We start from the raw sequence: 21,504 nt of genomic DNA, 5'->3' as shown, positions 1-21,504 counted from the left end.
GAGATCTATGGGACTGCCGGCAGCCAAGCAAGGAGATCGCGTGCAGGCGATCGACACGCATATCGTCCTCGTGCCTTCGCCCACGGGCCCGGTGCCTGTCTCGCAGCCGTTCCCGTTCAATGGGATCATCACCGGCGACCTCTGCCCGAGCGTCCTCATCGAGGGGCGGATGGCCGCCGTCCTCGGATCGACCGCGACCAACATCCCCCCTCACATCCCGGTCGGCGGTACGTTCGCGGTGCCGCCAACGAACCAGGCGCAGATCGTCAAGGGCAGCGCGACGGTGATGTTCGGAGAGCGCCCGGCCGCGCGAGCGGGCGACCGCGCCCTGACCTGCAACGATCCTGCGCCGCTGCCTTCCGGGACCGTCCTTGCGCAGAGCAGCGTCCTCGTCGGAGGGTAGCGTGAAAGGGTCGAAGAGCTTCCTCGGCGCAGGGTGGTCGTTCCCCGTGACGCTCTCGGGCGGGAAGGTGGAGCTCGCGTCCGACGAGCTCAAGGTGCGTCAATCGATCCAGCTGATCCTCGGCACCTCGCCCGGGGAGCGGGTGATGGAGCCGGAGTTCGGCAGCAGGATCTGGGAGCTCGTCTTTGCTCCGCAGAGCCCGGCGACGTTCTCCCTCGCCTCGTTCCACGTGAAGCAGGCGCTGGAGCGGTGGGAGCCGCGCGTGGAGGTCGAGGACGTCCGCGCCTCGATGGACCCGAAGCGGCCGGGGGTGATGCTCATCGCGATCGATTATCTCGTGCGTTCGAAGAACCAGCGCGGAAATCTCGTTTACCCGTTTTACCTCAACCAGAAGTGAGCACGACCGTTAGATCGGATGTGACGACAGGCGCAAGCCAGAATCGGAGAGATGGCATGAGAGACTATGTGGAGCAGAGGCTCAGGGATCTTCGCGAAGAATTCGAGACGGGGCAAAAGCAGCTCGCGGCCATGGAGGTCCGTACGAATGACCTCAAGAGCACGCTCTTCCGCATCAGCGGCGCCATCCAGGTGCTCGAGGAGGTCCTGTCGCAGCCGCCGCGCGCCCCGGGCGCCGCCGCGGAGAAGATCAACGGCACGCAGCTCCACTCCGCCCTGCCGGAGAGTTGAGTCGCAGCCCATGCGCCGTGAGCCTTACACGCTGGATGCCCGCTCCGCGGATGACGTCTACCGCGACGCCATCAGGCTCGCGCGTTACTACCTTCCCGAGTGGTCCCTCCTCTGGCCGGACCCAGCTACGGCGGAAGGCCAGAGCTACTTTGACCCGACCGATCCTGGGCTCGTTCTCCTCAAGCTCCTCTCGCGGCTGCACGCCTCGCTCGCCACGCAGCTCAACCGGGCCCCTGACAAGCACTTCCTCGCGTTCCTGAGCTTCTTCGGCATGGACCTGCGCGCGCCGCGCCCGGCCAAGGTCGTCTTGACGTTCACGCTGGCCGAGGGGAACGCGCCAGTCCTCATCGCCGAGAGGACGCAGGTCGGCGCCGCCGCCGACCCCGAGCTCTTGTTCGAGACGACCGGCGAGCTCCTGGCGCTCCCGGCCGAGCTCGAGGCGGCGTGCACCCTCCTGCCGGCAGCGGACGCATGGATCGACCGCGGCGACGTCCTCCGCGAGGACGTCCTCTCGGAGGCGGACCGCGTGGAGCCCCAGCTCCAGCCGTTCGAGCACGCCCTTCACCTGGGCAGCGAGGCGCTCTTCAAGCACAGGATCGCCCTCAAGGAGCTGCGTGTCCGGCTCGAGGGCATCAATCTGTTCCAGTATTTCTTTGCCCGATGGTCGGACGGCGCAGGCCGCGAGCTCAGGCCGAGGTTCGGTGTCGAGCCCGATGTGGCGGCCGATGAACCAGATCAGGCGGATTCACCGTACTCGCCTCCGGATTGCTCCGACACCGAGGGGGATGCCGAGCGTTATGCCGTGATCGAGGCGAGCTTCGTTGACTTTTTCCAGGCGTCTCCGGCGGAGGTCAAGGGTATCTCGTCGTTCTGGATCGCGGTGAGGCCCGCCGAGACCGTCGGCGTTCGCGCCGCCGATGCGGAGATCCTGCCGCAGATCTTCAGCATCTCGGTGACAGCGAGCTCGCAGCGGCAGAAGGCCGAGGCGGCGTACGCCAACAACACACCGGTCGACCTGATGATGGGCGGCCGCCCGTTCGGCGAGACCCCCGCGGTCGAGGACGCATTCTATCTCGCGTCCGAGGAGGTGTTCTCGCGCGCCGGGGCCACGGTGACCCTGGAGGTCCAGGCGGAGACCATCACCCCGAGCCCCTCGGTCCAGCTCGCCTGGGAGTACTGGACCGATGCCGGCTGGCAACCGCTCCTCACGGTGCATGACGGGACGAACGCGCTCACCCAGGGCGGGACGGTGACCTTCACCTGCCCGGCCATGGATCCCGTATCGATCCACGGCGTCGAGAGCCGCTGGGTGCGCGCGCGCATCGCGGCGGGCGGCTATGGATCGCCCGGGCAGGTTTCGGTGATCCCGCCGCAGGCGGATGCCCTCAACGAGTGGCTCGACAAGTATGTCGCCGACAAGAGCGCGGCGCTCACCGATCTCCGGACGAAGAACATCAACTTCGGCGTCTACCTCCCTCCGGCCTACACGCCGCCGTACATATCGTCGCTATGGCTCTCCTACGAGCTGATCGGCCGGCCGGACACGACCATCGCTCACAACGCGTTCGACGTCGTGGAGATGCCGCTCGGGATCGTCGCTCCTTATCGGCCCGAGCTCGAGCCGGTGTCGTCGTACTCGTTCGGGTTTTCGCCGGCGAGCTTCCTCCGTCATGTGCTGGGCCGCACGATGTCGCTCTTCATCGTGCTCGAAGAAGACGCGCCGAGCCGGGGCGTCGAGCAGCAGATCGACGACGAGCTTGTCTGGGAGGGATGGGACGGCACCGCCTTCCGCCCGCTCACGGTCATGGACCGCACGGACGGCTTCACGACCAGCGGGTTGGTCGAGATCCAGATCCCGACCTGGATCACCGAGAGCACCCGGTTCGACAAGACCCTGGTATGGCTGCGGCTGTCGGCGCCGCAGAGGGAGCCCAGGTGGCTGCCGCGGATAAAGCGCGTCGCGCCGAACGCGGTCCTGGCCGAAAACGCCCTCTTGTGGACGAACCAAGTCCTCGGCTCGGGCACGGCCGCGCCGGGGCTCGTGCTCGAATTCCCGCGCAAGCCGATCCTCGACGGCGAGGTCGTGGAGGTACGCGAGCAGGTGACAGGGCAGCCAGGCACGGCGCCGGCGGAGCTCTATGCCTGGCGGCGCTGGGAAAAGGTCACCACCTTCACGTTCTCGAAGGCGGACGACCGGCATTACATGCTCGATCCCACGACCGGAGAGCTCTCTTTCGGGGATGGGATTCGCGGCATGGCCCCGCCGCTCGGCGAAAACAACATCCGCGCGGCGAGCTATTCGAGCGGCGGCGGCGCCTACGGGAACCTGCCCCCCGGACAGTTGACCGTGCTCGAGCAGGCGATCACCGGCGTCGAATCGGTCACCAACGTCCTCGCGGCCAAGGGCGGAATGGACGCAGACGACCTCGACACCCTGCGGAGGCTCGGGCCGAAGCGTCTCAAGGCGATGGACAGGGCCATGAGCGCCGAGGACTTCGCGACCCTGGCGCTGGCGTCGTCGCCGAGTGTCGGGCGGGCCACGGCGTACGCCACGGGCGATCGGCTCATCGTCGCGATCGTGCCGCGCGAGGACACGGAAGAGCCCATGCCGGCGTCGTTTCTGATCGAGGAGGTCGAAGCGTACCTGCGCGCGAGGGCCTTTTTCGCCGTCGCCGATGCGATCACGGTGGTGGAGCCCGAGTACGTGGCCATCGACGTCGAGGTCGGCGCGTCGCTCGATCCGGGCGCGAACGAGACCGATGTCCGCGCGAGGATGATCGGCCGCCTCAGCGACTTCTTCAAGCCGCTCGGCGGCGAGAAGCAACCAGCGGGCTGGGATTTCCGCGCGACGGTGACCTGCGACATGGTCGCTCGGGGCTTGCAGGGTATCCCCAGCGTCGCCCGGATCCACGACATCGCGATCTCCAGGCGCGACCCGATCCAGCGAGCCATCCTCACGATGGCGGATCGCCAGCTACCGGCGGCGGGCGCCCTCCGACTCGAGGTGCGCCGTGGCGGTTGATCGGAAGCTCCCGAACCTCGCGCCCGAACGCTACGCGGAGATCTTCCGGTGGCTTCGAGAGACGATCCCCGCGCTGACTTCGAACTGGACGGACTACAACGCGTCCGATCCAGGCATCACGCTGCTTCAGCTCTTCGCCTTCATCGCGGAGGGGACATCCTACCGTGTCGATCGGGTCCCGGCGGGGGCCTATCGCAATTTCGCGCTGCTCGCCGCCGGCACGCCGGAGCAGGGCCTCGACGAGACGCTTCAAGAGGCGGAGCAGGACGTGCTGACGGATGCGGACGGCTATCCGCTGGAGTTCGCTGGCAGCGTGGTGCTGCGCGATCCCTCGTACGCCGAGCTCTTGCGGGCCCTCCGCTCGAGCTCTGGCCGAAAGAACCCCGATCCGGCCGATCTGTATACAGCCTTGTCAGGGTTCTGGCGCTCCCCGTGCCGGGCGATCACGGAGCAGGACTTCGCGGCGCTTGCCCTGGAGTGCACCGCGGGCGTCTCCGAGGCCGCGTCCAGAGCGGAGCGCGCCATCGTCCGAAAGCGCGGGGAGAGCGTCGAGGTGACCATCGTCTCCGGAGCCAATTTGTCCTACGTCATGAGCGAGCCAAGCGTGTCTGACTCGTCCAATTGTTTGGCTTCGATCTATGACTTTTACGACCCGATATCTGACTCTGATTATTATGACAAGTACGGCGATCTGACGGATGTCATCGGCCGGTACCTTGCGCCACGCTGTCTCATCGGCACGAGCGCGTCCGTCGTGAGGCCGCAGTTCGATCCGACCCGGGTGGTCGCCACGGTCGCTGCCCTGGTCACGAAGACGCCCACCAACAGTGACCCGAGCATCATCGACACGAACCCGGCCTCCGTGCTGCGCAGAGCGTGGGAGCGCATCACGGCGCTGCTCGACCCCTTGATCGGAGGCCCTTCAGGGCAGGGCTACCCGTACCGCCGCCCACTCACGAGCGAGGACATCGCGTCCGCCCTGCAGGGCGTCGACGGGCTCGATGCCAGCCAGCCGGTCCGTGTATATATCGAGCGGATGACCGGGCTGCGCGTCGGGAAAGCGAGCGTGGGTCAGACGACGGTCGTGCTGCGCTCGGCTCGCGATCTGGGCTTTCCATGGCTCGTGTCGCTATCGCTCCAGGCCGTGACTTCCACGTATGGCATGATGGTAGGTGCCAGTCAGATCGGCAAAAATACGATGGTTGCGAAGGTAGGTGGAACGTGAGCGATGAGGAATCCGAGTACCTGCGCTTGCTCCCCGCGGTTCACGCGAGCCGCGGCGAGGACGGCTCACCGTCGTTCGTCGAGCGCTACCTGATGATCGTGGAGAGCCTGCTCGGGCGGAGGGACGGGGGCGAGGCCGGCGTGCAACAAGGGATGGCGGCGCTCCTGGATGCGCTACCCTCGATCCTCTCTCCACGCCTGTCGTTCCTGTTCCCTGATTCGACGGAGCTTCTACCTCCGATCGAGGTCGCGGAGCAGACAGCCCAGTTTCCCCTGGCCCCGACGGAGGACGTCCTGGAGGTGCTGAACCATCTCCTGGGCATCGTCCCCTTCGTCCCCCCGGAGTCCCTGGAGACCCTCTCCGTCTCGAAGCGCCGGCAGCGAATGAGCCTCATCCTGGAACCTCTGGCACAGCTCCTGGAATGGCTCTCGGGGTGGATCGCCCTCGTGCCTATCCGCGACTGGAGCGTTGATAAGCGGCGAGATGTGCTCTCAAGGATCATGCCTCTTTACCGGAAGCGCGGGACGCTGGAAGGGCTGAAGGGGCTCATGGAAGCATTTTTCGACAACGTCGTCGTTGATCAAAATGGCAGACAGACAGTATGGATCAAGACCGATGTGGTCGATATGACCCCGGCGCAGGCTGTCGAGCTCGGCACGAACACGACGCTCGCAGAGACCGCCTCGCCCAAGCCGGAAGACCCCGACAATATCGTCATGCCGCCCGTGCTCCTGCCCGTGCTCGATGGGATGCGGCCACATAGTTTTGTTGTGGGGATCTATTTGAATGCAAACAAGTATCCGATCCAGGCGCAGCTGGCGCGGCTCAGAAGTACCATGAATTCGTTTGTGGACGAGGAGAAGCCCGTTCATGCGCACTGTTCTATCATCTATGTGAGCAAGCCGGACTGCCTCGGCTGAACCATCCCGGTGTGCACGCGGGCCGAAGCGCTCAGGTCTTCAGCGCCAGCATGATCAGACGCCGCTCAGAGGAATCATGTCGGATAAATTTGACTACCTCGCAACCACCAACCAGCTGACGCGTACGTATTATTACGATGGTGAGCTGCTCGTCGAGGATGATTTCAATCGGGAGCAAAAGTATCTTCGTGATTTGGTCCGTCAGCAGAGCTTGTTCTTGTTCGGACCGGGTGTCGTCTCTGGTCTTGAGTTGTCTGTGCAGGATGGTGGTGTCTATGTGTCTCTCGGCATGGCCTTCGATTACCAGGGGAAACCCCTGATCCTCGACTACGCGACCGTGGGTGATCTGATTCAGTCTTTGGATCTGGGTGATCCCGAGCTAGAGGCTAGCGCGGAGTACACTGTTTACATAGCGTATGGCGAAGACCCCGACGACGAGCAGAGCCTGCAAGCTGGTCACTTGATCAATGAGAGTGTTCTGCTGGCGTACGTCAAATCCGGGGATCCGGTGCCTACGGATCCTGCGTGGACCGATGAGAACGGTATAGAAATGCCGATCGGGATTGTTCTGGGTTCATTCACGACCGACCCAGATGCAAATCCCACGACCGCGGATACTTCTGGACGGGAATCCGTCGCGTGGGGCCCGGGATCGGCCACATCTTCACCCAGTGACGCCGCGCTGAAGGTCGATGTGTCTACTATCGATGGCGCCCTCGCTCGGGTCGCCAAGCTGAATCCCGTGTCGTTCGCCTGGCGCTCCGATCCCGCGCGCCGGCGCCGGCTGGGGCTCATCGCGCAGGAGGTCGCGGGCGTCGTGCCCGAGATCGTGGGGGAGAACGCCGCGGGCTTGAAGACGGTCGCATACCAGGAGCTCGTGCCCCTGCTGATCCGGTCGATCCAGGAGCTCAGCGCCCGTGTCGCGGAGCTCGAAGCCGAGGGCGCTCAGCGAGGCGGAGGGCGAGGGTGAAATCGCCGGAGTGCGAGCGTATCGCCTTCTTCGACGGCCAGCTGCTCACCGCCGCGGTCTTCCGCGCGGACCAGCGCTACTTCGAGCAGCTGATCGCGGAGCGCCACGCTGCGCTTCACTCCGCGGGCATCGTTCGAGGGCTCACGCTCTCGCTGACGGTGGGCCCGAAGAACGCCGTGAACGTGAACCCCGGGATGGCGATCGACGACCAGGGGCGTCCGCTCTTCCTCGACAAGCCGAAGAGCCTCGACCTCGGACATCGACGGGGGACGGAGCTCTACGTGCTCCTCGCCCTGGCGGAGCGACCGGACCCTGCTTCAGCTTCCTCCCGGTACGAGGCGCAGGGGTTCAAGCGGTTCTTGCTCGAGCCGCGCATCAAGCTCGTGGAGAAGGGCGAGGCTCAACGCGAGGCGAGCATCGTGCTCGGAAAGTTGACGATCGACGACGACGGCAAGGTGGAGATTGATCCCAACACGCGCGCGTGGAGCGGCGTGCGCGTCGGCCAGGCTGCCTTCGTGCTTGACGGCACGGACCCCGAGCCCCCGAGCCTCTGCGCGAGCGTCGACAAGGAAGAGCCTCGCGCCTCGGCGCTGGAGGTCAGCGCGGACCAGGTCTCGTTCACGGGCGCGCTGAAGATCACGGGGACGCTCACCGTGTCGAACGCGCTCGGCCTGGACAGCCCCACCCTTCTGGGCGGCCTGCCCGGTGAGGAGAACCTGCTCGGTCCGGCGCCGCGCGACTGGCCGAAGGCGCAGCTCGACGTCACCGGCGCGGGCGGTCCGCTGGACAAGGTCCTGTTCGTGGGGACCGAAGCGAACACTTCGCCGGGGATGATCGAGCCGGTGCTCGCTCTTACCTGCGAGGGCAATCTCGGCGTGGGCGTCGAAGCGCCGACGGCCAAGCTCGAGGTTGACGGGGACCTCCTCCTCGACGGCGACAAGACGATATTCTTTGGAGAAGAGGGTTCGCTTCGTGGCCCGAAGGGGGAGACCGTCACCTTCCGCAAGAGCGGCCTGAAGGTGGCCGTCCCTTGGCCTCTGACGATCACGCTCCAGACCGGAGGCGACTCGGGGAGCAAACGCTCGGTTCTGGAGATCTTCCCTGACAGGGTGAATATCGACCCGAGCGATCAGGTCGCGTCTCCCGACGCTGGCGCTTCTCTCGACGCGATGCTCAACGTCGAGGGAGCCGTGCAGTCGCTGCGCGGCGGTTTCCTCATCGGAACCCAGCAGACCCCGCAAACGACCGCGCACCCCACGCTCCCCATCGGCACTGTGATCGATTGGTGGTCGGATCCGAGCTCCCCCACGCAGCAATGTCCCGAGAACTTCCAGCTCTGCGACGGTGAGACCGTCTACGATAAGGATAGCCCGCTCCACGGGAGAGCGGTCCCCGACCTTCGGCGCTATTTCGTCCTGGGCACCACGGACGCCCGAAAGGTCGGAAAGACAGAGGACGGTGCTCACCGGCACAAGCTGGGCATCCCGCCGCACAAGCACTCGGTTGACCATGGTCATGGCGGCCCGCTCGCCTTCGCCTCGGGCGAGGCGAGCACCACATCTCCATCCAGAGGCGGCGGCTCCAACGGGCTCAGCGGAAGAAAGCATACGCATATGATCGATGTCACGGTCAATCCCACGAGCGGGCTAGAGTGTGATGAATCCGCTATCCCCTCCGGCGAACTGCAGACGGGCCCTCCAGTGGCAGCAGGCTCTGCAGAGGATGAAGGCTCTCCACCGGTGGGTAGTGGCTCCGACGAGGTTCTGCCGCCTCACTTTGACCTGTTGAAGATCATACGGATCAAGTGACCGAGGTGCTCCTGATGGCGAATGAGACGTCGCTGCGCCGACCCAACTATTTCCCCGGGGAGATCCTCACCGTGGGCGATTACACCGCCGAGCAAGGCTACGTGGACGCCCTCCGCTGTGCGCACGACTTCGGGCTGCACACGTGGGGCATCGCGGTCGGGCTCGACGTGACGCTCGAGAGCGGCATGGTGACCGTTTCTCCGGGGATCGCGTTCGATAGGAGCGAGCACATCCTGGTCGTCGACGATCCGTGGTCAGGCCCGGCTCCGCCGGACGACGCAACCCTGGTCGCCAGGAGCACAAGGAAGTCGGTCTATGCCACGAACAAGACCAGGGTTCCGTGGACGCGCCAACTAGTGAGTTTCTCCTGGTACAAAAAGGCCGAAATCGACGTAGAGAGAGAGATCGTCCTCGCCGAGCTCAGCCATCCGTCGTCGTCGCCGGTCCTCACGACGCGCTGCCGGCGCTATGTCAGCATGAGCGCCGGGGCGCTGCGCTTCGCGCACGCGCTGCTCCCCAGCGACAGGGAGCCGAGGATCGTCGGCTGGTCGGCGGGCGACCAGGATTGCGCGACGACGGGGCTGCGCGCGAGCGCCGACGAGGTGCGCTTCCGGCCGCGGAGCGGAGGCGCCCCCGCCGTCAAGCTCTCGGTGAGAGGGCCGGTCACGATCGGCACCACGATCCACAGGGCCGTGTTCGAGGTGAGAGCCCCCAACGCGCCGCTCGCCGGCCCTGGGACGATACGGAGCAGCGGCAAGGCCGTCTCGGCCACCGTCCCCGGCAACGGCGCTCCCATCCGCATCCCCATCGATCGGATCGTCGCGCCCGGAGACCGGATCTTCACCCAGAACCTCGCCGGAAATCCGGTCCAGGCCGACGTCAAGGCCGTCGGACCGGGCGAGACGGTGTCCACGAGCGAAGAGCTGAATGCCGAGGACGCGACGTGGACGTTCCAGCGGGCGCGCGTCGCGCGATTCGCGTGCGGCAGCGAGGCTGCCCTGCTCGTGTGCAATGTGGGTGATGGGGAGCCACGCGTCGGGCTCGGGACGGAGAGCCCCGAGGAGTGCCTCGCGGTGTCCGGCGGCGACGTTCGGCTGACACGCCCCGAAGCCAGGGCAGGGCAAACGCACCAGAACCGGTATGATGACGGTGAATCGGGAGGAGGCAACGTCGTCTTTGCCGGCGGCGGTGGAATCCAATCAAGAGCGTCCATCGCGCCAGAGATCCGCTTCGAGGAGCGCGGCGGTGTCGAGCTGCGCACCGAGAAGACGATGGAGCTGACGGCGCGGCCATCGGCGAGCCCGCCCGATGCGCGACAGGTGGCGCTTCACCTCTCCGAGGACGGCACGGTAAGGCTCAGCGAGGTGAACGGAGGGCACGGCCAGCTGAGCTCGAAGCCGAAGCTCGTCGTGGAGGGCGCCATCCGTGCGTCGAAGGGGTTCATCTTCCCCGATGGCACGGAGCAGAAGGAGGCGGTGATCGCGGTGCCGATCGGAGGGATCATCGACTGGTGGCGTCCGGATGCGAAGCGCCAGATCCCGGAGGGATATGCGGTCTGCGACGGGTCCAAGGTGAGCGCGCCGGGGAGATCGCTCGACGGAAAGACCCTCCCCGACCTGACGGGCTACTTCGTCCGCGGCGCGTGGGACGGGAGCCAGATCAGCACCCAGGGCAACGACGGTACACAGCACGTTCACACGTTCGGCGAGCTCACGCATCAGCACATCTTTCGGCATTCGCACACCAGCTCGGCCACGGTCGACCACGGCGCCGACGGCGCAGGCCAGGGGACAGGGGCCGGGGCGAGCTGCATCCTCGCGCACGAGCACACGCCGGTCGTTCTCGTGGATCCAGCGGATAACGTGATGACCGGTGCCAGCAGCGAGGGCGGATCGCGCGCCCCCGGGTCGACGGGCCCCTATCGAACCGGGCCAGCGGCCATCACGCCGCCGTATGTCAAGCTGCTCAAGCTCATGCGGATCCAGTAGGAACGAGAGGGTCGGGAATGGAGAGGCCTAGCTTCACCGCGGACAAGCTCCTCCGGGCGATCGATCTCTCGCAGGAGCAGCGCTATCAGATCGACAGCTACCGAGCGGCCAATCGGGCGCTCCACACATGGGGCATCGCGAGCGGGCTCGACGTCGTCCTCGACCCGGAGGACCCGAAAGGCGTCGTGGTGCAGCCAGGCTTCGCGCTGGACTCGCTCGGCCGCGAGATCGCCCTCGCCGCGCCCGTGAAGATCGACTTTGGTGCGGTCCAGCGGCCGGAGTCCTTTGTCGCGCCGTGGAATTTTCGCATCACGATCTGCTACCACGAGGACGCCGCTTCGCCGGCGCGCGACGCGCGCGGGCTCGAGTTCAGAGCGTGTGTCGTCGCGCCGCGCGTCTCCTGCCGATGCGTCTCCGCCCGCTCGACCCGCCGCGATCGCCATGAGGAGCCATCGATCGAGATCCTGCTGGCGACGATCGGTTTGTCGAAGGAACGTTACGTTGCCTCCATCGACGTAGCCGGACGGCGATACAGCGGCGTGAGGCTCCACCATGTGACCTTCAACCCCGCTGGCACGGGGGACGATAGAACGAATATCTCCGCGATAGAGCCTGGTGAGCTCCAGTTCCAGGCGAGCGAGATGGACGTCTTCGGCTCCGTGGCCGTCCACGGTTCGATGAGCGTCGGCAGCGGCGTGGCTCCTTCGAACGTGGGCCTGGAGGTCGTCGCCAAACCTTGTAACAAGCTGCTCGCCGTGGTGAGGTTCGGCGACGGGCGGCCGTTGCTCGCCGCGGCGAGCAACGGGTGTGTCGGTATCGGCACGGAGAACCCACGGTCCAGGCTCCACGTCAAAGGCTCCCTCGCGCTCGACGCCGGCTGCGCGCTGGTGCTCCCGGAAGATGGGCAGCTTGGGATCTTGGAAGACGGTCCGGGGCAGAGCCATCATCTCTCCGACGGGATCGCCTTCAAGGCGAGCTCGCTCGCGGTGATCTCCAAGGGGGATATCCGGCTCATCTCGGGCGCGAACGCTCAGACGACCGACGCCACGCTCGTGGTGTCCGCAGAGCGCGGCCACGTCGGGATAGGCACGTCTGACGCCGAGAGCGAGCTGACCGTCAACGGTGTCATCTATGCGAAGGACGGGCTCGTCTTTCAGAACGGAGAGAGGCAAACAGAGGGCGAGCGGGAGCTCCCGATCGGCGCGATCCTCGACTGGTACCTGTGGCCGGAGGAGCGCAACAGCCCCAGGCTCCCCGCGGGGTTCCAGCTCTGCGATGGCTCGGAGGTCGTCGATGCGAGAAGCGAGCTCGCAGGCCTGCGTGTCCCCGATCTGAACGAGAGGCTCGTGTTGCCGATCGCCGGCGATCAGGCGCCCGGGGAGGTGGGCGGCGGAGCGGCGCACACACACCAATTCAAGTGGCAGACCATGCACAGCCATGGCATCCAGCATACGCATCCGGTCAGCATCGAGCTCGAGCGCACGGGGCCGGAGGGGACAGCGAACGAGAGCTCCTACTACGGAACGGAGGAGCTCGCCGGAGCGGACCACGAGCATCAGGTCACGGCGAGCACGTCAGAGTATTACCCCCTCCAGTCAGGCACCTTCAACGGCGAGTTCACGCAGGAGACGGAGGGCGCAAGCTCGCTGCCCAGATGCATGCGTCTCCTCAAGATCATACGCATCTGGTGACAGGGGAAAGCCGTGCCGAACGTGATCCTTGTCGCGAGCGCGACGGAGATTCTTGCGACGGAGATCGAAGCGGGGCTCTCGGCCTTCGCTCACGACGTCGAGCGCATCGACGCCGGCCGCGCGTCGCTGGGCGAGCTCGCCGCGGCGTTCGCCGGGGCTGACGCCGTGGTCGTCGTGCGCCCTCGGAGCGGCGCGGAGATCGTCGCCGTCGGCGCCGCCTTCGGCCTCGGCAAGAGGCTCGTGCTGCTCGACGCCGGGCCCGATCTCGCTGCGGTCCCGGGTGCGGTGCACGCTCCAAGCATCGACGCCGCCGTGACGAGCGTCCGCGCGCTCGAGCCGATGCCCCTGTCCCGAGGGCAAGCTGGCTTGTCCGGCGACATCGACACCCCGAGCTGGCTTCGCCGTCTCTACCCCGAGGGGCTCTCGGAGAACGACTGGACGGTCGAGGAGCAGGTGCGCGCGCTTGCGAGCGGCGGGGCCCGCTTCCTCGTGAGCGCACACCGCGCGGGCTATTTCCCGCTATGGCCGATGGACGGCGTCGATCTTTGCGGCGCGGACCTCCGGCGCGCGGACTTTCGAGAGCTCAGCTTCGCCGGCGCCCGCCTCGACCGGGTCGACCTCAGCGAGGGCGATCTCCGCGAGGCGAGCTTCCGCGGCGCGAGCCTCGTGGGCGCAAAGCTCTCTCGGGCTCACCTCCGCGGCGCCGATTTCCGCGAGGCCAACCTTCGCTCCGCGGTCTTCCACAGGGCGGAGCTCGTGCGGGCGCGCTTCTCTCGCGCCGATCTCCAGGGCGCCGACCTGTCCCTCGCCGATCTCTCGGGCGCCGATCTCTCGGGCGCCGACCTCCGTGGCGCCTCGCTGAAGGGCGCGTGCCTGGCGCAGATCGTTGCTCTGGGAGCAAACATCGAGGGTTGTCTCCTCGAAGGCATTCTCCTCAGCGACGCGGACCTCAGGGGTGCGCGCCTCTCGGGCGCGCGCCTCTCGCGCGCGAACCTGACCCGGGCGAACCTCTCGGGCGCGCTGGTCGACGGCGCAGATTTCAAGGGCGCGCACCTCGCCTCTGCGCTTGGCGTGGCAGCGCCGGCCGCCCGATCTCGATAGGAACCCACAACGCTCTTCAACCGCTCCAGGGGAACGACGTGCAGCTCATCTATCGCCGTGTTCGCGTCATCCTGCTCAACGCGACCAACGAGGCGCTCACCGTCGAGGGGGCCGAGGTGCTCGTCGGCGCCTGGTCGGCCGGGCGGACCATCAGCCATGGTGAGACCGTCGCGCGGCAGAGCGCGCGCACCTTTGGGACCGAGTCGAGCACGCTAGGGCGCGGCACCGAGGCATTCGTTCGGTTCGCTTCGACGACCGGATATTTTCAACTTCATTGGCATCTGCCGTGGGTGGGCGAACTTCGCTGCGAGCCCGTACACGACGACGTGGCGCGACGCATCACCGTTTACACGAACGACGACGACCCGGCCGATGTCGCCGTGCTCATCACGCTGCCTCCTCACCGAGACCCTCTGCGGTGAGGCGCGCGGGCTGGGAACCTTCCAGAGGAGGTACGTATGGCTGCCATTCGGAAGAGCATCGATCTCATCCTGCAGAACAGCACCAACGAGCTTTTGACGATCGAATCTTTCAACTTGATTCGCGGCGAGTGGGGCCCGGCAGGGCCGCCCGTCCGCGGGGACGTCATCCCGAAGCAGGGCTCGAAGAGGTGGATGAGCCTGTCGAAGGCGTTCACCGGCGTGGACGGCTACCTGCACCTCGGGTCGACGAAGGGGTACATCAAGATCACCTGGCATGTCCCGCTGTCTGGCATGCAGAACCTCGCGGTCGATGTCACCGTTCCGGACAGGCTCGCGTCCCTCGCTCCGTGCTACAACACGGAGCTGGCCGATTATCCTGTTGTCCTGGTGACGCTCGTCCCGAGCCTGGTGGGGTCTCCGCCAGACAGGGGCGAATGAGCGACGGAGGGACGACGGGGGGCCCGGGGGAGCAAGGGTTCGGTGAGGCGAGCGGCGCCCCGCGCTGCTCGCAGGAGTGGGACACAAGGAGTGCGCGCCTCGAGCGCGCCGGAGGGTGCAATGGCGACCACGTATCGCAGCGTGAAGGTGATCTTTCAGAACAACACAAATCAGACTCTGACGGTGCACGGCTGCGCCGTCCTCCGGGGGATCTGGACGAAAGACGTGGAGGGGAAGCAGGGCGCTGACATCCAGAAGCAGTCGGTTGCGGTCTGGGGCAGCGAATCCCAGGAGATCGTGGCCGGCACGAGCGCTTTCGTGCGGGTCGGGTCGGTGCACGGGTATGTCAAGGTGTCGTGGTCCCTCCCGTGGGTCGGCGCGTTCGATTTCAGCGCTCAACCCGAGGAGACCCTGAAGGACGTCCTCCGGGTGCTCCCCTACGAGGTCGATGACAGGCGGCCCGACGCCGTTGTCGTCTCGGTAACGCTGGAGGAGGTGCCGCGGCCCGAATCGCCGCCAGCGGGATGAGAGGCCAAGGGGACGCGCTCGATGGAGAGGTCCGCCTCGCCGAGGCTGCGCCGCCTCCGGCTCCCTGAGCTCACCTGAGCTGCTCGCGCTCTACCGGCCGGCGCTCTCGCCGTGCAGCTGCCCGCGGGCTCAGCGGAGCCGCCCGGCGCTGCACGGCGAGCTCGCCTGAAGGTGGCGGCGCTGCCCGGCTCCTCTGGAGACGACGGACGAAGGATCACCCCGCACGGACGGCAGAACCAGCCGGAGCACCTACAGGTCGAGCGCATCGAGCTGCGGCGCTCGGCTCCGCTCACCAGCGCAGCCTCCGGCTGGCTGGCTCCTGCGCATCACAACGAGCGCCGGCGGGAAGTGCCCCTGTCGAAGATGCTGGAGGCTACCGATGAAAATGATCGGTGATCAAGAGCAGGTGGGAAGATTCGAGCTGCTTCCAGCCTCCCGGCCTTGAGCCGGCTCATCGCTCAGGCTGCTAAGTAGTCGAAAGATTGATGGACACTGTGCCATTGGGGTAGTTGCCAGTCGCGTTTGCGATCGTGGGCGTAGGAATATTAAGCCCTGGCGGACTCTGCGGTGTAACTGTTATCGTGGCGGCGCCAGTCTTCGGCTTGTTCCCCGTGATCGTGACCGTCTGGCCAGCGCAGTAAAGCTTGATCGTGAAGCCGAAATGATCGAAGCTGACGCTGTTGATGTAGCTTCCGACCCAGATGGCGTTGTTGCCGTCAGGCGGGATGATCTCGCCGTCATAAGGCGACATGCCATCCATCCAGTCCGTAGCGTCGCCGTTCAGGCTATAGCTCACCACCTGGATGGCTTCGTTGAGGTTGTTAATGATCTGGGCGGAAAGGCTGCGCTTGCCCTGAGCCGCCGCCACCAGCCACTTGGCACCAGGAACTGATTTGTCACCAATCGGTCGCAGATCCAACATGTCGATCTCCTTCTTCTCTCTCGCTCTGCTGTCTCGGTTCAGGTGTGTCGTGCTTCGGTCTCAGTGTGTCTCGGTCTGTGTAGTTCACAGCCGAGGGCTGTCAAGCGATATGCAGGCGTTGACATCGAGAATGTGGCGTTTCACCACGTTCGAGTAGTTCGCGCGGCCAGGCCGGTCCCCCGAGTACTGCTGGATCTGAGCAGCTATGGCCTTCTGAAGGTCTTCCGCGATATCCTCGGCGCTGGCGCCGGTGACGGTCGAGCAGCTCACGCTAGTCGCTGGATTGCCGGTGTCCAGGTTAATGTGGGTGCCCGCCTGGATAAGGGTACCCTGGTCGTCGAACCAAAGCATCAGTACGCAACAATCCGATGTGGGCGGCGTGTCCGGCCGGTCGATCCTCGTCGAGACGAACAGACCCTTTTCTCCATAGGAGACCGAGGTGTCCGGCTTCCACACCACGTAGTAGAAGCGATTGTTGTTGTAGCTCGCGGCATTCCCGTCTTCTTGATTCCACCCGTAGCCAGCGTTGAGCAGGGCTCCCAGTTTGTCCATGTTCACGTGGATCATGACTTCGCCTCTCCATTCACCTGGTCTCGCCCTCGGACGAAGATGCACCCGTCGATCTCGTTGATCACGTGGTTGATGATGGCGGGGAAGTTGAGCTGGCCAGGCTTGGGTCCGAGCTGAACGAGGAAGCCACCGGCGTCGTTGAAGAGCTTGCCGGACAGCTGCACGACCAGAGGGATCGCGGGCGGTGGTTTCGGCGCGCTCCAGTCGAGATTCAGCGATTGCGGGGTGCCGCGGGCGGTCAAGGTGCCCTGAGCGCTCTGCAGGGCTCCGTTCGCGGTGAACACCAGGTTCAAGGTGCATTCATCGACGACGCCGTTGCGATCGAGATGCTGCGCTGTCGCAGCGACTGTCATACTGATGACTTGATTGTGGTCGTCAAGCTGCCACGTGCACACCGGTAGCCGCACGCGGTAGTCCTTGGAATAGATCGTGAACGTGGCGGAGGCGCCGCCCTCGTCGTTCCAGCCGTTCGGGAGCCTCTCCCCGAGCTCACAGTAGTCGAGGAGGATGGGGTAGCTCCGCTCGAGCGTCCTCTGCCATGGAGTGTTGGGATCATTGGGTTGAGAACCGTCCGACCCAATCCAGGCGTTGCACGGGAACTCGCACGGCGTCCGCGGGATGTCGTCTTGAACGGTGAGCTTGACCAGCCACCAGCCTGCGTTCGAATTTTCGTTGTCGGTCCGGACAGTGACGGAGATGGGCTCGCCGATCTCCTCGTCGATGTCAATGTCGAAGACGTCGGTCTGGCCGAGTTGAAAGGGCGGGCCGCCCCCCTCGCGGTCTTTGAGCGGGTACTCCTTGGAGGACGCCTGCCTGCCGTGGATGGTAACGAAGATATGCGAGTATGTCTGAGCATACTGCATAGTCCCGGTTACGGTCGTTATCTTGTATTGTGTCATGGCGTGTTCGCCCTGTGTACAAATGTTGTACTAGCGTTTTCGCAAGAGGGTCCAGCCACATCGCCGGCCGGGTAGACTCCCCTGCGTCTTCCCATGAGGCGAGGCTATTGCCGCCTGGGGGCCTTCGTGGCTCCGGTGACCCGGGCCATGAGACTCCAGGCAGGTTTCTCATGTCAATTGGAAAGGTAAGCGAAGTTTCAGGTCCGGATGACGTTGCGCTGCTTCCATACTCTGCGTCGTCATGACATTGGGGTTCAACGTGGGCGGTCGCGCGGTGCCGACAGGGAAGGCCTGAGCCGCCTCTCCTGGTCATGGCCCTTGCCCTCGAGGCGTCGGGACCTGAGACCGCGATGTGCCGGATCACCGTTCAGATCTCCGCAGCGCGCCTGGGTGCGCCTGGCTCTCACCCGCTGGCGCCCGGCCTCCTACGTGGCACACGACCGGATCGATGAGAGCGAGCCTGGGAGCGCGTCTATGTGCGAACCTGGCGGCGCCATGCCGAGCGCTGGTCGGGCGAGGCGCACACCGGACACCGGTCAGCGCTGTCCGTCTCGGACGGCATCAGCCCTGCGAGCTCAGAGAGGCTTCAGGCAAGGGGCGCTCGCTGCCGGAATGCAGGCCCGTGCGGCGACTACCCTGACGTCCACCGGACCCTCATTGCCTGCGCTCGCTCGCGAGCAGCGCCCGGTACGCTTCGAAATCGTCGCCCATCACCGTGCGAATTCGCTCGGGGGCGAGGGGCCGAAAGGCGTTGTTGCCCACCCGCTTCGGGCTCACATTGGCGCTGTGGATGATGCCCACGATGAAGGAGTCGTCCTCGAGCGCCGTCATCGGACTTGCCCGATCGCTCCAGACAAAGCGCGCGTCCTCGCCGACGTTGATGTCCGGAAACGGGTTCTTCGCCCAGAGCGCCTTGCGGTAGCAGAGCGTATTGCCTCCGAACCACCGTGACGGCCCGCCGCCGTAGACGAATTGCCACGTTTTCCCGGAGGCGGGCTGGTAATAGAGGATACGCGAGAGGCCCGAGAGCGTGGCGCGCTCGGCGAGCAGGCGCTCGACCTGGTAGCGGATCCGGTTATCGGCCATCCAGTCGTCATCGTCCCAGTGGATGATCACCTCGCCTCGCGCCTCGCGGCAGGCATAGTTGCGCTTCCACCCCACCGTCCGCCTGGAAGGCAAGCGCAGGTAGCGAATGCAAGGATCGTCGGGGACGATGTCGTTCACGGGATCCGCGCCGTCATCGACGATGACGAGCTCGCGGTTCGGGTAATCCTGCTTCTGGAAGTGGCGGATCGCGTGAGGGATGAAGCGGCGGCGGTCGGCCGTGGGCATGATCGCGGTGACGAGCGGCTGGTCCGAGAGCTCGATTCGCAGCGGTGGAGCGGGCGGCGGCGGGGCATCCAGCGCTGCGGCGGGTGCCTCCGATCCCACACCTCGCGCAGCCAGAGGCCCGGCTTCAAGCGGCGCAGCCCGTTTCTTGAGCAGGATCATGCTGCCTTCGGCGTGCACCTGGACGTACGCGCCTGCGCAGAGGATCGCGTCCACCACCCGCGTCACCCCGGGATATCCACCGCCGTAATCGTGGAAGAGGACATACCCGCCCTCGACAACCCACGGATCGAAGTGCGCGAAGTCACTGCGCACGCTCGCCTCATCGTGCAGCCCGTCGACCAGGAGCAAGCTGACCGGGCCTGCCCACGCCACCTCGGGCGCGCGCCTCTGGAGGGGCACGACGTACGCGCCGAGCTCCGCGTGGGCGATCGTGCGGTCGAATTTGAGCCGCGTCGGCGGTGTGCTCACGATCCGCCAGTCGCGGGCGCCCACGCGGCCGTCATGCGGATCGATGGCATAGATGCGGGCCTCCGGCCGCAGGGCCTGGACCACGCGGCCGAGGACGACGGTAGCCTTGCCGCAATAGCTGCCGATCTCCACCATCGCGTGCGACGCTGGCAGCTCCTCGAGCGCGCGAGCGGCCGCGGTGATGACCAGATCGGCCTCCTCTTCCGAGAGCCAGCCCTCGATGGCCTTCATCTCGGCGAGGATCGGGCGGCGTAGGAGCAGGCGCGGCGCCTCGCCCGCGGGCTGCGCCTTCTGGAGCACGACCAGGGTCCCCACGGCCCCGATCCGGCGATAGGAACCGGATGCGCAGAGCTCGTCGACGACCTGGATGACGCCAGGAAAATAACCGGCATGATCGTGGAAGGCCACGTACCCGAACGGCGCAATCCATCGCTCGAAGTGCTCGAAATCCTCGCGTACGCTCTCGTAGTCGTGCAGGCCATCGACGAGGAGCAGGCTCACCGGCCCCTGCCACGCCACCTCGGGTGCGCGCTTCTCGATCGTCACGACCTGCTCGCCCAGGCCCGCGGCCGCGACGGTGAAATCGAACCGCGCGCGCGTCGGGGACGTGACCGACAGGCCGGTGTCGCGGGCGCCGACTCTGCCGTCGTGAGGATCGATCGCGAAGAGCCGCGCCTCCGGCTGGATCGCCTGTGCGGTGCGGCCAAGCACGAGCGTGGCCTTGCCGCAATAGCTGCCGATCTCCACCAACGCGTGGGTGGCTGAGAATTCGTACAGGGCGCGGCCGGCGGCGGCGATGAGCAGATCTGCCTCGTCGTCCGAAAGCCAGCCTTCGATCGGCCGCATCTCGGCGAGGACGCGCGTGGCGAGGAGGACATCGCGTCTGTCTCGGGGGGCGCTCTGCGCCCACGAGAGAGCGTCGGGCCCGGGGGGTGGGGCGGGGCCGTTCTTGCCAGCGCGCTCTGCCGCGGCGTTCGCGGGAGGCAACGCCGCGGCGGGCTCGCCGTAGTTGCCGAAGCGAGCCCGGATATGGCGCCGGAGCGGGTCCTGCGAGCGCCTCGGGATGGGGTGGACCCAGTAGACGCGCGGATCGGCAAATGCCGTGTTGAGCTGCGCGACCGAATACTGGACGCGAAACTTGACATACTCGTAGCTGCACGGGTTCTCGGCGACCTCATAGCCGAGGAGCGCGGTGAGCGTCGGGAAGAGCACCTCCTCCGTGGCCCACATGCGCGAGCGCTGCAAGATGGCCTGGAGCTCCACGTCATGGAAGAGCGAGACGATGTCGCGCGCGGCCGCGGCGGTGATCACCGTCGAGGGCCAGAACGTCCAGTGAACGAACTTCGCCTCCCCGTCAGGGAAGCGCCGGAGAAAGCGCCGCCAGAGGTCGATCTCGCGGCGGGCGGCGATCGCCGGCGGCGTCGTCGGGACGGGACCCTGAGGAGCGGGGGAGTTGCCGAGCAGGCCCACACGCGGTCGCGAAGCGAGGAACGCCTCGAGGTGGCCCGAGTAGCCGGGCCTGGTCGCGAGCTGGTCCGAGTCGACGATCGTCATCGCGTCGAACGGAAGCGACTCCAGCGCAAAGCGCATGCAATCGACGGCGAATCCATGCAGGTAGCCCCACTTCATCGGCCGCGGCGCCGGGTGGACCATGGCGCCGTACTGCTCGAAGGGGAAATCGTCGCCGAGGAGCTTGCGGTTCGTGCCGCCGTTGTAGAGCAGGATTGCCGATGCAGGATCGAGGTAGTGGAGATTTCGTATCAGGTCGATGACGCTCTCTCGGTCCTCGTGCACGAGGCAGGCATAAACGTTCCGGAAGGGCATGTGCTCACTCGAAACGAGACACGAACTATGGGGCGCGGCGAGAATCCGCTCGTCAGGCAGATTGACGGAAACTGCCATAACATGCCTTCGACATAATTCAAGACCCGATCCGAGACACGCCGGACGAACAATCTTCAGTCTCATGGGGCCGTGCGAGCTCTGACCCTTCGCCCGCGGGCCCGGCGAGCCTTGCCATCGACGCGCGTGCGCCGCTAGTGTCGTGCATCATGCCGACCGCGAACCGCCGCCGGCTCGTAGCGCACGCGATCGGCCGCTTCCTCGAGCA

General features: G+C 66.0%; 18 protein-coding genes. 14 read left to right on the top strand and 4 right to left on the bottom strand.

Annotated elements, in window-relative coordinates; all coding sequences use genetic code 11:
* The first annotated feature begins 7 nt into the window (after window positions 1-7).
* The 14 genes from WMF29_RS22375 to WMF29_RS22310 all read left to right on the top strand — a co-directional run bounded on the left by WMF29_RS22375 (window position 8) and on the right by WMF29_RS22310 (window position 15,203).
* Window positions 8-403 carry a PAAR domain-containing protein gene (locus tag WMF29_RS22375; protein WP_437330778.1) on the top strand — a complete coding sequence of 132 codons (396 nt, stop codon included), beginning with the start codon at window positions 8-10 and terminating at the stop codon, window positions 401-403.
* A 1-nt stretch (window position 404) separates the two neighbouring features.
* Window positions 405-800 (top strand): GPW/gp25 family protein, encoded by a 396-nt coding sequence (locus WMF29_RS22370; RefSeq protein WP_437330777.1) that lies wholly within the window; start codon window positions 405-407, stop codon window positions 798-800.
* A gap of 56 nt (window positions 801-856) precedes the next feature.
* Window positions 857-1,090 carry a hypothetical protein gene (locus WMF29_RS22365; RefSeq protein ID WP_437330776.1) on the top strand — a complete coding sequence of 78 codons (234 nt, stop codon included), beginning with the start codon at window positions 857-859 and terminating at the stop codon, window positions 1,088-1,090.
* A gap of 10 nt (window positions 1,091-1,100) precedes the next feature.
* Entirely contained in the window at window positions 1,101-4,112 is a 3,012-nt protein-coding gene (locus tag WMF29_RS22360; protein WP_437330775.1) for a putative baseplate assembly protein, read from the top strand.
* Window positions 4,102-5,337, top strand: a complete 1,236-nt coding sequence (locus WMF29_RS22355; protein ID WP_437330774.1) for a hypothetical protein — start codon at window positions 4,102-4,104, stop codon at window positions 5,335-5,337. Before WMF29_RS22360 ends, WMF29_RS22355 begins: the two co-directional genes overlap by 11 nt.
* Window positions 5,334-6,257 (top strand): phage tail protein, encoded by a 924-nt coding sequence (locus WMF29_RS22350; protein ID WP_437330773.1) that lies wholly within the window; start codon window positions 5,334-5,336, stop codon window positions 6,255-6,257. The genes WMF29_RS22355 and WMF29_RS22350 overlap by 4 nt, the downstream gene beginning before the upstream one ends.
* Before the next feature lie 76 nt (window positions 6,258-6,333).
* Window positions 6,334-7,227, top strand: coding sequence for a tail fiber domain-containing protein (locus WMF29_RS22345; RefSeq protein ID WP_437330772.1), 894 nt, complete (start codon window positions 6,334-6,336; stop codon window positions 7,225-7,227).
* A complete protein-coding gene (locus WMF29_RS22340) occupies window positions 7,224-9,035 on the top strand; it encodes a hypothetical protein (protein ID WP_437330771.1) in 1,812 nt (603 codons plus the stop codon). The genes WMF29_RS22345 and WMF29_RS22340 overlap by 4 nt, the downstream gene beginning before the upstream one ends.
* Before the next feature lie 14 nt (window positions 9,036-9,049).
* Complete coding sequence (locus WMF29_RS22335) at window positions 9,050-11,023, top strand: hypothetical protein (RefSeq protein WP_437330770.1); 1,974 nt, start codon at window positions 9,050-9,052, stop codon at window positions 11,021-11,023.
* Window positions 11,024-11,040: 17 nt separating this feature from the next.
* Window positions 11,041-12,714: a hypothetical protein gene (locus WMF29_RS22330; protein WP_437330769.1), complete on the top strand. Its 1,674-nt coding sequence runs from the start codon at window positions 11,041-11,043 to the stop codon at window positions 12,712-12,714.
* A 12-nt stretch (window positions 12,715-12,726) separates the two neighbouring features.
* Window positions 12,727-13,815, top strand: a complete 1,089-nt coding sequence (locus WMF29_RS22325; protein WP_437330768.1) for a pentapeptide repeat-containing protein — start codon at window positions 12,727-12,729, stop codon at window positions 13,813-13,815.
* 38 nt (window positions 13,816-13,853) lie between these two features.
* Window positions 13,854-14,237, top strand: a complete 384-nt coding sequence (locus WMF29_RS22320; RefSeq protein WP_437330767.1) for a hypothetical protein — start codon at window positions 13,854-13,856, stop codon at window positions 14,235-14,237.
* A gap of 36 nt (window positions 14,238-14,273) precedes the next feature.
* Window positions 14,274-14,675 carry a hypothetical protein gene (locus tag WMF29_RS22315; protein ID WP_272092897.1) on the top strand — a complete coding sequence of 134 codons (402 nt, stop codon included), beginning with the start codon at window positions 14,274-14,276 and terminating at the stop codon, window positions 14,673-14,675.
* A 120-nt stretch (window positions 14,676-14,795) separates the two neighbouring features.
* Complete coding sequence (locus WMF29_RS22310) at window positions 14,796-15,203, top strand: hypothetical protein (protein WP_437330766.1); 408 nt, start codon at window positions 14,796-14,798, stop codon at window positions 15,201-15,203.
* A gap of 466 nt (window positions 15,204-15,669) precedes the next feature.
* Here WMF29_RS22310 and WMF29_RS22305 read toward each other — a convergent pair whose 3' ends face one another.
* The 4 genes from WMF29_RS22305 to WMF29_RS22290 form a co-directional block, all read right to left on the bottom strand.
* Window positions 15,670-16,125 carry a hypothetical protein gene (locus WMF29_RS22305; protein ID WP_437330765.1) on the bottom strand — a complete coding sequence of 152 codons (456 nt, stop codon included), beginning with the start codon at window positions 16,123-16,125 and terminating at the stop codon, window positions 15,670-15,672.
* 84 nt (window positions 16,126-16,209) lie between these two features.
* Window positions 16,210-16,692: a hypothetical protein gene (locus tag WMF29_RS22300; RefSeq protein WP_437330764.1), complete on the bottom strand. Its 483-nt coding sequence runs from the start codon at window positions 16,690-16,692 to the stop codon at window positions 16,210-16,212.
* Window positions 16,689-17,594, bottom strand: coding sequence for a PLAT/LH2 domain-containing protein (locus WMF29_RS22295; RefSeq protein WP_437330763.1), 906 nt, complete (start codon window positions 17,592-17,594; stop codon window positions 16,689-16,691). Before WMF29_RS22295 ends, WMF29_RS22300 begins: the two co-directional genes overlap by 4 nt.
* A 654-nt stretch (window positions 17,595-18,248) precedes the next feature.
* Entirely contained in the window at window positions 18,249-21,362 is a 3,114-nt protein-coding gene (locus tag WMF29_RS22290) for a class I SAM-dependent methyltransferase (protein WP_437330762.1), read from the bottom strand.
* Between the last annotated feature and the right edge of the window lie 142 nt (window positions 21,363-21,504).

It is taken from the genome of Sorangium sp. So ce381, from assembly GCF_051473845.1.
GTDB classification, from domain to species: Bacteria; Myxococcota_A; Polyangia; order Polyangiales; family Polyangiaceae; genus Sorangium; species Sorangium atrum.
This window is presented reverse-complemented; position numbering and strand designations above follow the sequence as displayed.

Excerpts from the sequence above, each read along its gene's own strand:
- WMF29_RS22310 (WP_437330766.1), top strand. The coding sequence starts at position 14,796 with ATGGCGACCACGTATCGCAGCGTGAAGGTGATCTTTCAGAACAACACA.
- WMF29_RS22335 (WP_437330770.1), top strand. The coding sequence starts at position 9,050 with ATGGCGAATGAGACGTCGCTGCGCCGACCCAACTATTTCCCCGGGGAG.
- WMF29_RS22375 (WP_437330778.1), top strand. The coding sequence starts at position 8 with ATGGGACTGCCGGCAGCCAAGCAAGGAGATCGCGTGCAGGCGATCGAC.
- WMF29_RS22360 (WP_437330775.1), top strand. The coding sequence starts at position 1,101 with ATGCGCCGTGAGCCTTACACGCTGGATGCCCGCTCCGCGGATGACGTC.
- WMF29_RS22290 (WP_437330762.1), bottom strand. The coding sequence starts at position 21,362 with ATGAGACTGAAGATTGTTCGTCCGGCGTGTCTCGGATCGGGTCTTGAA.
- WMF29_RS22300 (WP_437330764.1), bottom strand. The coding sequence starts at position 16,692 with ATGATCCACGTGAACATGGACAAACTGGGAGCCCTGCTCAACGCTGGC.
- WMF29_RS22330 (WP_437330769.1), top strand. The coding sequence starts at position 11,041 with ATGGAGAGGCCTAGCTTCACCGCGGACAAGCTCCTCCGGGCGATCGAT.
- WMF29_RS22365 (WP_437330776.1), top strand. The coding sequence starts at position 857 with ATGAGAGACTATGTGGAGCAGAGGCTCAGGGATCTTCGCGAAGAATTC.
- WMF29_RS22315 (WP_272092897.1), top strand. The coding sequence starts at position 14,274 with ATGGCTGCCATTCGGAAGAGCATCGATCTCATCCTGCAGAACAGCACC.
- WMF29_RS22345 (WP_437330772.1), top strand. The coding sequence starts at position 6,334 with ATGTCGGATAAATTTGACTACCTCGCAACCACCAACCAGCTGACGCGT.
- WMF29_RS22305 (WP_437330765.1), bottom strand. The coding sequence starts at position 16,125 with ATGTTGGATCTGCGACCGATTGGTGACAAATCAGTTCCTGGTGCCAAG.
- WMF29_RS22295 (WP_437330763.1), bottom strand. The coding sequence starts at position 17,594 with ATGACACAATACAAGATAACGACCGTAACCGGGACTATGCAGTATGCT.